Genomic DNA, 13,866 nt, shown 5'->3' on the forward strand with positions numbered 1-13,866 from the left:
ATTGGGGCGAAATCCTTAGCCCCCGGAAAAGCCGAAATAGGAGGACGGTGTAATGCGAAAATGACTACAACCAATAAAGTAGGAGCTGTGTTGGTAGTGGGCTCCGGGATAGCCGGTATCCAGGCATCCCTGGACTTAGCTGAATCCGGTTACTATGTATACCTGGTGGAAAGAGAGCCGGCCATTGGTGGTACCATGCCCATGCTGGATAAAACCTTCCCCACTAACGACTGCTCCATGTGTATTCTATCTCCCAAACTAGTAGATTGTGGGAGACACCTGAACGTAAACAGCATGACCAACTCAGAAGTAGTTGGACTGGAAGGGGAACCAGGAAACTTTAAGGTAACCATACGGACCAAAGCCCGTTACATCGACGTAAATAAATGTACAGGCTGTGGCAGCTGCGCCGAGGCCTGTCCAGTGAAAGTAGACGACGCCTTTAACCAGGGTTTAAACAAACGGAAAGCCATCTACAAGCTGTACGCCCAGGCATTCCCCAATGCCTATGCCATAGACAGCAGTAAATGCTTAAAATTCAAAAACCTAAGCAATGACAAACTCTGTGGGAAATGCATAAAAGCATGTCAGGCTGGGGCCATTAACCACCACATGCAGGATGAAGAAACCCAAATTGAAGTAGGTTCTATCGTGCTGGTACCGGGCTTTGAAGCCTTTGACCCAACCCAACTTGAATTATATCAATACGGCAAACTGAAAAACGTAGTAACCTCCCTGGAATTTGAAAGAATCCTGAGTGCCTCTGGACCCTTTGGAGGACACCTCATACGCCCCAGTGACCATAAAGAACCTCAAAAAGTTGCCTGGATCCAATGTGTGGGTTCCCGGAACTGCCGGATAGGTAATGGCTACTGTTCCTCAGTATGCTGTATGTACGCAATCAAACAGGCAGTTATTGCCAAGGAACACACCCCGTACGACCTAGGAGCCTCCATATTCTACATGGATATGCGGACCTACGGTAAAGACTTTGAAAAATACTACGAACGTTCCAAAGCCCAATATGGCGTAAACTTTGTACGTAGCCGTGTATACAGCCTAGACCTTGGTGAAAATGACAACGTAAAAATACGCTATGCCTTAGAAGATGGCACCGTAATAACCGAAGAATACGATATGGTGGTACTGTCGGTGGGTTTAGAACCCCACAAAGCAGCTGTAGAACTGGCAAAAACACTGGGAGTTGAACTGAACCAATACAACTTTGTGGATGTACCAGAACTAAGTGGAGTTGCTACCAACAAGCCCGGCGTATACGTAGCAGGTGCTTTCAGCGGCCCCAGAGACATTCCGGAAACCGTTATGCAGGCCAGTGCAGCAGCAGGAGAAGTACAAAAACTGCTGGCAGAAGCCAAAGGGACCCTGACCAAAACCAAAGAATACCCGGCACCCAAAGATGTGTCCGGTGAAATAGTACGGACCGGCGTATTTGTCTGCCACTGCGGTATAAACATCGGCGGTGTGGTAGACGTACCCTCGGTAGCCGAATATGCCAAGACACTACCTGGCGTAGTATACGCCACCGAAAAACTGTACGCCTGTTCCCAGGACGCCAGTGCCCAGATCAAAGAAGCCATAGAAGAACATGGCCTAAACCGGATTGTGGTGGCCTCCTGTAGCCCGCGTACCCACGAACCCATGTTCCAAGAGACCTTAAAAGAGGCAGGACTGAACCCGCACCTCTTTGAAATGACAAACATCCGTGACCACTGCTCCTGGGTACACCAGAACGAACCTGAAAAGGCCACCGAAAAAGCCAAAGACCTAGTAAAAATGGCTGTTAAAAAAGCAGCCCTGCTGGAACCCGTACACCCCATTACCCTGCCCATGAACCATGATGTACTGGTCATTGGAGGCGGCGTATCTGGCTTAACCTCTGCCCTGAATCTGGCTGACCAGGGCTACCAAGTATATATAGTAGAAAAAGCTGAAGAACTGGGTGGTATCGCCAAACGTATTAAGTATGGTATGGGCGGCGAAGATGTACCAGCCTACCTTAACGAACTAATTGGCAAAGTAAATAGCCATACAAAGATTAAAGTCTATACCAGCGTAGAAATAGCTGATGTACAGGGCTTTATGGGCAACTACCAAACCAAACTGACCAACGGTGAAGAAATTAAACATGGTGTAGTCATCATAGCCACCGGCGCTGCTGAATACCAGCCCACGGAATACCTGTATGGCCACAACACCCGAGTACGCACCCTGCTGGAAGTAGAAGGAATGCTGGCAGACGGTAAACTGCAAAACGCCAACAACTATGTCTTTATCCAATGCGTGGGCAGCCGCGATGACGAGCGACCCTACTGCAGCCGGATTTGCTGTACTAAGTCCATCAAACTGGCTCTGAAAGTAAAAGAAGCTAAACCAAGTGCCAACGTCTACATTCTCTACCGTGACATCCGTACCTACGGCTACTTCGAAGACCTGTACACCGAAGCCCGCCGTAAAGGAGTCGTCTTTGTACGCTACAGTGTGGATGCCAAACCGGTAGTAGAAGGAACCAGCTTTGGTACCAAAGTAACCTTTACAGATCATGTTCTAAACCGTCCCGTAGAAATCTACGCAGACATTATCGGACTGGCCACAGCCATTGTACCCAACGATAACACATCCCTGTCCAAACTATTTAAAGTGCCCATCAACGCAGAAGGCTTCTTCTTAGAAGCCCACATGAAATTGCGTCCGGTGGACTTTGGAACGGACGGAGTATTCATGTGCGGACTAGCCCATGGACCGAAAAACCTGGAAGAAAACATTTCCCAGGCAAAAGCGGCAGCCGGACGTGCCGTTACAGCCTTGGCCAAGGAAAACATCGAAACAGATGGTAAAGCAGCCTATGTTGACAAACGGAAATGTATGGCCTGCGGTGTCTGCGTAGAAGTATGCCCGGCCAAAGCAGCAACCCTAGTAACCGATGAGAGAGGCAACACCGTAGCAGATATTAACCCGGCCTTGTGCAAAGGTTGTGGAGCATGCTCCTCCTCCTGCCGTTGCGGAGCCATCAACGTAAAAGGCTGCAGCAACGAACAACTCATGGCCATGGTACAGGCGGTGGCCTGGCAGTAGCGTAAGCTTTGGGGTCGTGCTTATGGGTCGGCCATGGGCTGTGAGCCATTGGAAGAAATGGCTAAACGAAAAATGATTCCCTAAAATAGAAGGACAAACAACCAATATACTGGTCAGGGCGGTGCTTGCACCGCCTGACCTTAGGATATTCAGATACACCTAAGAATTACAACTCGGCCCAAAAAAGCCCGGGTCCCAGGGCCCAGGGCTCACGGCCAAAAAGAAAGACCAATTAACAAAATAACTCACAGCTAAAAAGCTGAAGGCCGAAGGCTGATGGCTGACGGCTGAACAGCCTTTGGCTGTTCCAGGAGGGAAGAAAATGGCCGAACGAGAACCAAAAATTGTGGCGTTTCTATGCAACTGGTGCAGTTATGCCGGCGCAGACCTGGCAGGGGTAGGCCGACTGCAATACCCCCCAAATATCCGTGTAGTACGGGTACCCTGCTCCGGACGAATTAACCCACTGTTTATCATGGGTGCACTGAGATCTGGTGCCGATGCAATACTAACCTCTGGCTGACACCCCGGTGACTGCCACTATGTTAGTGGCAATCTGGTGGCCCGCCGTAAATTCGCGCTGATGAAAAACCTCTTAAACTACATGGGAGTCGAAAAAGACCGAGTGAACTTCACCTGGGTATCAGCGTCTGAAGGGGCAAGATTTGCGGATCTGATTACCGATCTGACCGGAAAAGTAAAAGAAATGGGACCCAACAAAGGTCTATTTCGTAAAGTGGAGTGAGGTGAGAGGGAATGAACAAAACCGAAAGTATTAGAGAAACCGCCAAGAAACTACTGGCAGAAAAGAAAGTAGACCTAGTGGTGGGATTTGCCCAAGGTAGCCTGCCCCTCCGCAGCACCCCGTACTTTGCGAGGACACCGGAAGAGGCAGAAAAGCTCATCTGGAGCGCCACCTGTGAAAACAACCTGGCCAACTTTGTACGCAAGCGTACCGAAAAAGTAGCGGTAATCGCCAAGGGCTGCGATGTACGAGCCATTGTGGGATTGATCAAAGAAGGCCAAGTAAACAGGGAAAACCTAACCATCATCGGTGTACCCTGTGAAGGAATGGTAGACCGTAAACAAATCTGTCAGGCAGTGGGATGCAAAGAAATCCTGGAAGCAACCGACACCGGAGCAGAACTGGTACTCAAAGGAAAAGACTTTGAAAAGACAGTAGCCAAAGCCGAAGTTATGTTTGGCTCCTGCAAAACCTGCCAATACAACAACCCAGTAATCTTTGACGAACTAATTGGCGAACAAGTAGAAGTAAAAGAAGCAAACTATGCGGATATTGAAGCCTTTGAAGCCTTGAGTGACGAAGAACGTGCAGCATTCATAGCCAAAGAAATGGAAAAATGCATCCGTTGCTACGCCTGTCGGCAGGCCTGCCCCATGTGCTACTGCAGCGAATGCTTCGTAGACTGCGGCGCCCCTGCCTGGATTGGTAAAAGTGCCGCCAACGTAGATGACAATGCCCTGTTCCAGGCGGTAAGAGTACTGCACCTGGCAGGACGTTGCGTGGACTGTGGTGCCTGTGAAAGAGCTTGTCCCATGGGCATAAAACTGTCCCTGCTAAACCGCAAGATGGTGAAGGATGTAAAAGAACTGTTTGGTGCAGAAGCCGGCGTAAACCTAGAAGATCCCCCGGCCCTAAACACCCATAAGTTCGAAGATAATGAAGACTTCATGCTATAGGAGTGAGGTGAAAAAGGATGATTCTAAACAAAAGCGAAACCGCGAGTTTACTGGACAAACTGGCAAATGAATACCGAGTGATTGCCCCGGTAGAAAAAGAAGGCCTGGTACAATTCGCAGCAATTCAAAAGGGTGAAGAGGCCAAACTAGACTACATGAATGCCAAAAAACCTGGCAAAGAAATCCTTTTCCCTCAGTCTGAAGAACTGTATAGCTATACAGTGGATGCTGAAGGAGTAAGGATGCAAGATAACGTTGATCCGAAGGCCACCATTGTATTTGGTATGCGCCCCTGCGACGTAAAATCCATGGTACTATTGGACAATGTGTTTAAAAATGATCAATATGAAGATGTATACTACCTGACTCGTCGGGCCAATACCCTGATCGTGGGACTGGGCTGTAATGAACCGTCAGCCACCTGTTTCTGCAGCAGCATGAGCTGTGGTCCCTTTGCCAAAGAAGGAAGCGATATCTTCCTGACAGACATTGGAGAGGCCTACGTGGTAGAAGGCATCAGCGAAAAAGGAAAAGAATTATTGGCCAAACTGGGCTTAGCCGAAGCCAGTGCAGAAGCAAAGGGTCAAGCGGCCAAACTGCAAGAAGAAACCAAGGCAGATGGCAGCGTTAACATTGAAGGTCTGGCAGAAAAACTGGGCGGCATGTTTGAACATCCATACTGGGATAGCCTGTATGAAAAATGCCTGGGCTGCGGAGCCTGCACCTACCTGTGTCCCACCTGCCACTGTTTTGACATAGCAGATGAAGCCACAGATTGCAACGGCTGCCGGGTAAGAAACTGGGATGCCTGCATGTTCCCGCTATTTACCCTGCATGGTTCCGGTCACAACCCAAGACCGGGTGGAAAGGCTCGTTGGAGACAAAGACTCATGCACAAATTTAACTACTTTGTAGAACGCTACAATGCCACAGCCTGTGTTGGTTGTGGTAGGTGCATCAAAAACTGTCCTGTAAACCTGGATATTCGCCAAGTATTGGCCGATGTCCGGGCGTTGGACTAGCGGAAGCGAGGTTGAAAAGAGATGAGAAACCCTTATCTACCGCTGCCGATGAAATTGGTGAAGAACTTCACTGAGACATCAGACAAACTTATTCATACCTTTACCCTGGAATTCCAAAACGAACAAGATGCTGCAAGCTTCCAATATGAGCCGGGCCAATTTGCAGAACTAATGGTATACGGCAAAGGGGAAGCCCCCTTTGGTATTGCATCTTCCCCCACAGAGAAAGGAATTCTAAAATTCTCCGTGGCGAAAGTAGGAGTAGTGTCCACTGCCCTGCACATGCTGGAGGAAGGGGCCATTGTAGGTGTACGGGGTCCCTTGGGCAACAGCTACCCGCTGGAGCAACTGAAGGGTAAGAGCCTGACTATCATCGGCGGGGGCTTTGCCTTCACCACCCTGCGTTCCACCATCCAATACATTTTGGCGAACCGTGGGGACTATGGAGATTTAACTGTTATCTACGGTGCTCGGAACCCCGGCCTATTGCTGTACAAAGATGAACTGGCTGAATGGGAAGCCAGAAGTGACATTAACCTAATCACCACCATCGACCGTGAAGTGGAAGGCTGGAATGGTCGAGTGGGCTTTATTCCCACGGTTACCAAGGATGTAGCACCCAAGACAGACTATGCCATTATCTGCGGACCACCGGTGATGATTAAGTTTACCATGCCGGTGCTGGTAGAGTGCGGCTTTACGCCGGACCGAATTATCATGAGCTTAGAGAACAGAATGAAATGCGGTATTGGTATGTGCGGTCGCTGCAACGTTGGCAGTAAATATGTCTGCAAGGACGGCCCTGTATTTACCAAAGAACAGTTGGATAAGCTGCCCAACGAATATTAATCAACAGATAGATATCAACTGAGAAGGGGGAGGAATTCGATTATGTCTGAGAATGCCAAGGTCCAAGAACCCGAAGTTATTAATTTCTCTAACATGGATCCCAAATTTAGAGATGAAGTGATGGAAAAACTTAAAAATATTGATTGGACTCAGTGCTTGGCCTGCGGAATGTGCACTGCCGGCTGTCCCTACGCTGATGTTCACGGGAACAATGACCCCCGTAAGTTCCTGCGTAAGCTGGTACTGGGACTTCGCGAAGAGGCTCTCAAAGATCCTTTCATTTGGAATTGTACAGTCTGTGAGCGTTGTACTGTTGAATGCCCCATGGGTATAAACTTCGGTATTATTACCCGTGGTATGAGGGGTCAATTTGGTATTCCCACGCCTGGATTTATGGATAAGGTTGTTAATGAACACATTCATTCTGGTAACCAGATGGATGTTCCTCAGGATGAATATCAAGAAACCATTGAGTGGATTGAGGAAGAACTGCAGGAAGAATTAGGCGATCCTAATTATAAAGTTAATGTTGGTAAAAAGGGTGCAGAGTTTATCTTTGGCCTGAATGCCCGTGAAATTAAATACTACTCCCATGAATTACAAGAAATCCTTAAGGTGTTCTACTATGCCAAGGCCGATTATACCCTGGGTGAGCACCGTTGGGACTGCACAAACTTGGCATTATTCAGTGGGAAAAACGACGATTTCTGTGAAATTCAGCGTCCCTTCTTTGAAGAAGCAGTTCGCTTGGGTGTAAAGAAAATTGTTGTTACCGAGTGTGGCCACGCCTATAAGTCAACTCGTTTGTTTGACGAAAAATTCTGGGATGGTCCCAAGCTTCCCATTCTCAGTGTTTTGGAAGTTTACGATGAGTGGATTAAAAATGGTACACTGAAAGTAGATCCCAGTCGTAACCCTGAACCTTGCACCGTGCACGATCCCTGTAACTTGGTACGTAAATCCGGTGTTTTAGATGCTAACCGTAACGTTATGAACGCCATTTGCTCCGATTTCCGTGAGATGTATCCCAATCGTCAGTACAACTACTGCTGCGGTGCTGGTGGTGGCGCTCTGGCCGTACCTGAACAAAAATCCATGCGGATGGAAAAGGCCAGAAGGAAGATTGAGCAAATTGACGCCACTGGAGCAACCACTGTTGCTATTCCTTGTCACAACTGTATGGACCAGTTTACTGACATGAATAAGGAATACAAGAAGGGCTGGAAGTGTACCCATATTACACCGCTCTTGGCAAAGGCAATCATTCTTCCCGACTGGGCTAAAAAAGAAGAAGAGTAGACCCATAGATAATGACAGGTTTTAGGTGACCCTGACCGCGGGTCTTGCCCCGTGGATTCAGGGTTTCCTTTGTAAAATAGCGAAAATTTCGGAAATAAGTGATATAAATTCTGCTACGGATGCGAGGTGCGAAAATGACTACAACCAATAAAGTAGGAGCTGTGTTGGTAGTGGGCTCCGGGATAGCCGGTATCCAGGCATCCCTGGACTTAGCTGAATCCGGTTACTATGTATACCTGGTGGAAAGAGAGCCGGCCATTGGTGGTACCATGCCCATGCTGGATAAAACCTTCCCCACTAACGACTGCTCCATGTGTATTCTATCTCCCAAACTAGTAGATTGTGGGAGACACCTGAACGTAAACAGCATGACCAACTCAGAAGTAGTTGGACTGGAAGGGGAACCAGGAAACTTTAAGGTAACCATACGGACCAAAGCCCGTTACATCGACGTAAATAAATGTACAGGCTGTGGCAGCTGCGCCGAGGCCTGTCCAGTGAAAGTAGACGACGCCTTTAACCAGGGTTTAAACAAACGGAAAGCCATCTACAAGCTGTACGCCCAGGCATTCCCCAATGCCTATGCCATAGACAGCAGTAAATGCTTAAAATTCAAAAACCTAAGCAATGACAAACTCTGTGGGAAATGCATAAAAGCATGTCAGGCTGGGGCCATTAACCACCACATGCAGGATGAAGAAACCCAAATTGAAGTAGGTTCTATCGTGCTGGTACCGGGCTTTGAAGCCTTTGACCCAACCCAACTTGAATTATATCAATACGGTAAACTGAAAAACGTAGTAACCTCCCTGGAATTTGAAAGAATCCTGAGTGCCTCTGGACCCTTTGGAGGACACCTCATACGCCCCAGTGACCATAAAGAACCTCAAAAAGTTGCCTGGATCCAATGCGTGGGTTCCCGGAACTGCCGGATAGGTAATGGCTACTGTTCCTCAGTATGCTGTATGTACGCAATCAAACAGGCAGTTATTGCCAAGGAACACACCCCGTACGACCTAGGAGCCTCCATATTCTACATGGACATGCGGACCTACGGTAAAGACTTTGAAAAATACTACGAACGTTCCAAAGCCCAATATGGCGTAAACTTTGTACGTAGCCGTGTATACAGCCTAGACCTTGGTGAAAATGACAACGTAAAAATACGCTATGCCTTAGAAGATGGCACCGTAATAACCGAAGAATACGATATGGTGGTACTGTCGGTGGGTTTAGAACCCCACAAAGCAGCTGTAGAACTGGCAAAAACACTGGGAGTTGAACTGAACCAATACAACTTTGTGGATGTACCAGAACTAAGTGGAGTTGCTACCAACAAGCCCGGCGTATACGTAGCAGGTGCTTTCAGCGGCCCCAGAGACATTCCGGAAACCGTTATGCAGGCCAGTGCAGCAGCAGGAGAAGTACAAAAACTGCTGGCAGAAGCCAAAGGGACCCTGACCAAAACCAAAGAATACCCGGCACCCAAAGATGTGTCCGGTGAAATAGTACGGACCGGCGTATTTGTCTGCCACTGCGGTATAAACATCGGCGGTGTGGTAGACGTACCCTCGGTAGCCGAATATGCCAAGACACTACCTGGCGTAGTATACGCCACCGAAAAACTGTACGCCTGTTCCCAGGACGCCAGTGCCCAGATCAAAGAAGCCATAGAAGAACATGGCCTAAACCGGATTGTGGTGGCCTCCTGTAGCCCGCGTACCCACGAACCCATGTTCCAAGAGACCTTAAAAGAGGCAGGACTGAACCCGCACCTCTTTGAAATGACAAACATCCGTGACCACTGCTCCTGGGTACACCAGAACGAACCTGAAAAGGCCACCGAAAAAGCCAAAGACCTAGTAAAAATGGCTGTTAAAAAAGCAGCCCTGCTGGAACCCGTACACCCCATTACCCTGCCCATGAACCATGATGTACTGGTCATTGGAGGCGGCGTATCTGGCTTAACCTCTGCCCTGAATCTGGCTGACCAGGGCTACCAAGTATATATAGTAGAAAAAGCTGAAGAACTGGGTGGTATCGCCAAACGTATTAAGTATGGTATGGGCGGCGAAGATGTACCAGCCTACCTTAACGAACTAATTGGCAAAGTAAATAGCCATACAAAGATTAAAGTCTATACCAGCGTAGAAATAGCTGATGTACAGGGCTTTATGGGCAACTACCAAACCAAACTGACCAACGGTGAAGAAATTAAACATGGTGTAGTCATCATAGCCACCGGCGCTGCTGAATACCAGCCCACGGAATACCTGTATGGCCACAACACCCGAGTACGCACCCTGCTGGAAGTAGAAGGAATGCTGGCAGACGGTAAACTGCAAAACGCCAACAACTATGTCTTTATCCAATGCGTGGGCAGCCGCGATGACGAGCGACCCTACTGCAGCCGGATTTGCTGTACTAAGTCCATCAAACTGGCTCTGAAAGTAAAAGAAGCTAAACCAAGTGCCAACGTCTACATTCTCTACCGTGACATCCGTACCTACGGCTACTTCGAAGACCTGTACACCGAAGCCCGCCGTAAAGGAGTCGTCTTTGTACGCTACAGTGTGGATGCCAAACCGGTAGTAGAAGGAACCAGCTTTGGTACCAAAGTAACCTTTACAGATCATGTTCTAAACCGTCCCGTAGAAATCTACGCAGACATTATCGGACTGGCCACAGCCATTGTACCCAACGATAACACATCCCTGTCCAAACTATTTAAAGTGCCCATCAACGCAGAAGGCTTCTTCTTAGAAGCCCACATGAAATTGCGTCCGGTGGACTTTGGAACGGACGGAGTATTCATGTGCGGACTAGCCCATGGACCGAAAAACCTGGAAGAAAACATTTCCCAGGCAAAAGCGGCAGCCGGACGTGCCGTTACAGCCTTGGCCAAGGAAAACATCGAAACAGATGGTAAAGCAGCCTATGTTGACAAACGGAAATGTATGGCCTGCGGTGTCTGCGTAGAAGTATGCCCGGCCAAAGCAGCAACCCTAGTAACCGATGAGAGAGGCAACACCGCAGCAGATATTAACCCGGCCTTGTGCAAAGGTTGTGGAGCATGCTCCTCCTCCTGCCGTTGCGGAGCCATCAACGTAAAAGGCTGCAGCAACGAACAACTCATGGCCATGGTACAGGCGGTGGCCTGGCAGTAGCGTAAGCTTTGGGGTCGTGCTTATGGGTCGGCCATGGGCTGTGAGCCATTGGAAGAAATGGCTAAACGAAAAATGATTCCCTAAAATAGAAGGACAAACAACCAATATACTGGTCAGGGCGGTGCTTGCACCGCCTGACCTTAGGATATTCAGATACACCTAAGAATTACAACTCGGCCCAAAAAAGCCCGGGTCCCAGGGCCCAGGGCTCACGGCCAAAAAGAAAGACCAATTAACAAAATAACTCACAGCTAAAAAGCTGAAGGCCGAAGGCTGATGGCTGACGGCTGAACAGCCTTTGGCTGTTCCAGGAGGGAAGAAAATGGCCGAACGAGAACCAAAAATTGTGGCGTTTCTATGCAACTGGTGCAGTTATGCCGGCGCAGACCTGGCAGGGGTAGGCCGACTGCAATACCCCCCAAATATCCGTGTAGTACGGGTACCCTGCTCCGGACGAATTAACCCACTGTTTATCATGGGTGCACTGAGATCTGGTGCCGATGCAATACTAACCTCTGGCTGACACCCCGGTGACTGCCACTATGTTAGTGGCAATCTGGTGGCCCGCCGTAAATTCGCGCTGATGAAAAACCTCTTAAACTACATGGGAGTCGAAAAAGACCGAGTGAACTTCACCTGGGTATCAGCGTCTGAAGGGGCAAGATTTGCGGATCTGATTACCGATCTGACCGGAAAAGTAAAAGAAATGGGACCCAACAAAGGTCTATTTCGTAAAGTGGAGTGAGGTGAGAGGGAATGAACAAAACCGAAAGTATTAGAGAAACCGCCAAGAAACTACTGGCAGAAAAGAAAGTAGACCTAGTGGTGGGATTTGCCCAAGGTAGCCTGCCCCTCCGCAGCACCCCGTACTTTGCGAGGACACCGGAAGAGGCAGAAAAGCTCATCTGGAGCGCCACCTGTGAAAACAACCTGGCCAACTTTGTACGCAAGCGTACCGAAAAAGTAGCGGTAATCGCCAAGGGCTGCGATGTACGAGCCATTGTGGGATTGATCAAAGAAGGCCAAGTAAACAGGGAAAACCTAACCATCATCGGTGTACCCTGTGAAGGAATGGTAGACCGTAAACAAATCTGTCAGGCAGTGGGATGCAAAGAAATCCTGGAAGCAACCGACACCGGAGCAGAACTGGTACTCAAAGGAAAAGACTTTGAAAAGACAGTAGCCAAAGCCGAAGTTATGTTTGGCTCCTGCAAAACCTGCCAATACAACAACCCAGTAATCTTTGACGAACTAATTGGCGAACAAGTAGAAGTAAAAGAAGCAAACTATGCGGATATTGAAGCCTTTGAAGCCTTGAGTGACGAAGAACGTGCAGCATTCATAGCCAAAGAAATGGAAAAATGCATCCGTTGCTACGCCTGTCGGCAGGCCTGCCCCATGTGCTACTGCAGCGAATGCTTCGTAGACTGCGGCGCCCCTGCCTGGATTGGTAAAAGTGCCGCCAACGTAGATGACAATGCCCTGTTCCAGGCGGTAAGAGTACTGCACCTGGCAGGACGTTGCGTGGACTGTGGTGCCTGTGAAAGAGCTTGTCCCATGGGCATAAAACTGTCCCTGCTAAACCGCAAGATGGTGAAGGATGTAAAAGAACTGTTTGGTGCAGAAGCCGGCGTAAACCTAGAAGATCCCCCGGCCCTAAACACCCATAAGTTCGAAGATAATGAAGACTTCATGCTATAGGAGTGAGGTGAAAAAGGATGATTCTAAACAAAAGCGAAACCGCGAGTTTACTGGACAAACTGGCAAATGAATACCGAGTGATTGCCCCGGTAGAAAAAGAAGGCCTGGTACAATTCGCAGCAATTCAAAAGGGTGAAGAGGCCAAACTAGACTACATGAATGCCAAAAAACCTGGCAAAGAAATCCTTTTCCCTCAGTCTGAAGAACTGTATAGCTATACAGTGGATGCTGAAGGAGTAAGGATGCAAGATAACGTTGATCCGAAGGCCACCATTGTATTTGGTATGCGCCCCTGCGACGTAAAATCCATGGTACTATTGGACAATGTGTTTAAAAATGATCAATATGAAGATGTATACTACCTGACTCGTCGGGCCAATACCCTGATCGTGGGACTGGGCTGTAATGAACCGTCAGCCACCTGTTTCTGCAGCAGCATGAGCTGTGGTCCCTTTGCCAAAGAAGGAAGCGATATCTTCCTGACAGACATTGGAGAGGCCTACGTGGTAGAAGGCATCAGCGAAAAAGGAAAAGAATTATTGGCCAAACTGGGCTTAGCCGAAGCCAGTGCAGAAGCAAAGGGTCAAGCGGCCAAACTGCAAGAAGAAACCAAGGCAGATGGCAGCGTTAACATTGAAGGTCTGGCAGAAAAACTGGGCGGCATGTTTGAACATCCATACTGGGATAGCCTGTATGAAAAATGCCTGGGCTGCGGAGCCTGCACCTACCTGTGTCCCACCTGCCACTGTTTTGACATAGCAGATGAAGCCACAGATTGCAACGGCTGCCGGGTAAGAAACTGGGATGCCTGCATGTTCCCGCTATTTACCCTGCATGGTTCCGGTCACAACCCAAGACCGGGTGGAAAGGCTCGTTGGAGACAAAGACTCATGCACAAATTTAACTACTTTGTAGAACGCTACAATGCCACAGCCTGTGTTGGTTGCGGTAGGTGCATCAAAAACTGTCCTGTAAACCTGGATATTCGCCAAGTATTGGCCGATGTCCGGGCGTTGGACTAGCGGAAGCGAGGT

The 13,866-nt window shown here is 48.7% G+C and carries 10 protein-coding genes; all 10 read left to right on the forward strand.

From position 1 onward, the window contains the following. Positions 1 to 60: 60 nt before the first annotated feature. Entirely contained in the window at positions 61 to 3,093 is a 3,033-nt protein-coding gene (locus DRED_RS00735) for a CoB--CoM heterodisulfide reductase iron-sulfur subunit A family protein (protein WP_011876531.1), read from the forward strand. 322 nt (positions 3,094 to 3,415) lie between these two features. Further along, positions 3,416 to 3,838 carry a hydrogenase iron-sulfur subunit gene (locus tag DRED_RS19135; protein WP_238442552.1) on the forward strand — a complete coding sequence of 141 codons (423 nt, stop codon included), beginning with the start codon at positions 3,416 to 3,418 and terminating at the stop codon, positions 3,836 to 3,838. Between the two features lie 11 nt (positions 3,839 to 3,849). Further along, positions 3,850 to 4,794 (forward strand): 4Fe-4S dicluster domain-containing protein, encoded by a 945-nt coding sequence (locus DRED_RS00745; protein WP_011876532.1) that lies wholly within the window; start codon positions 3,850 to 3,852, stop codon positions 4,792 to 4,794. A 17-nt stretch (positions 4,795 to 4,811) separates the two neighbouring features. Then, positions 4,812 to 5,816, forward strand: a complete 1,005-nt coding sequence (locus tag DRED_RS00750) for a 4Fe-4S dicluster domain-containing protein (RefSeq protein WP_011876533.1) — start codon at positions 4,812 to 4,814, stop codon at positions 5,814 to 5,816. A 21-nt stretch (positions 5,817 to 5,837) separates the two neighbouring features. Continuing rightward, positions 5,838 to 6,665, forward strand: coding sequence for an FAD/NAD(P)-binding protein (locus DRED_RS00755; RefSeq protein ID WP_011876534.1), 828 nt, complete (start codon positions 5,838 to 5,840; stop codon positions 6,663 to 6,665). 42 nt (positions 6,666 to 6,707) lie between these two features. Further along, the gene (locus DRED_RS00760) at positions 6,708 to 7,964 is read left to right on the forward strand and encodes a (Fe-S)-binding protein (RefSeq protein ID WP_011876535.1); all 1,257 of its coding nucleotides are present in this window, start codon (positions 6,708 to 6,710) and stop codon (positions 7,962 to 7,964) included. A gap of 134 nt (positions 7,965 to 8,098) precedes the next feature. Next, positions 8,099 to 11,131 (forward strand): CoB--CoM heterodisulfide reductase iron-sulfur subunit A family protein, encoded by a 3,033-nt coding sequence (locus tag DRED_RS00765; protein WP_011876536.1) that lies wholly within the window; start codon positions 8,099 to 8,101, stop codon positions 11,129 to 11,131. Positions 11,132 to 11,453: 322 nt separating this feature from the next. Beyond that, on the forward strand, positions 11,454 to 11,876 hold the full coding sequence (locus tag DRED_RS19140) for a hydrogenase iron-sulfur subunit (RefSeq protein ID WP_238442552.1): 423 nt from the start codon (positions 11,454 to 11,456) through the stop codon (positions 11,874 to 11,876). A gap of 11 nt (positions 11,877 to 11,887) precedes the next feature. Then, positions 11,888 to 12,832, forward strand: coding sequence for a 4Fe-4S dicluster domain-containing protein (locus DRED_RS00775; protein ID WP_011876532.1), 945 nt, complete (start codon positions 11,888 to 11,890; stop codon positions 12,830 to 12,832). 17 nt (positions 12,833 to 12,849) lie between these two features. Beyond that, on the forward strand, positions 12,850 to 13,854 hold the full coding sequence (locus tag DRED_RS00780; protein WP_011876533.1) for a 4Fe-4S dicluster domain-containing protein: 1,005 nt from the start codon (positions 12,850 to 12,852) through the stop codon (positions 13,852 to 13,854). Positions 13,855 to 13,866 lie beyond the last annotated feature (12 nt).

Source organism: Desulforamulus reducens MI-1, from assembly GCF_000016165.1.
GTDB classification, from domain to species: Bacteria; Bacillota; Desulfotomaculia; order Desulfotomaculales; family Desulfotomaculaceae; genus Desulfotomaculum; species Desulfotomaculum reducens.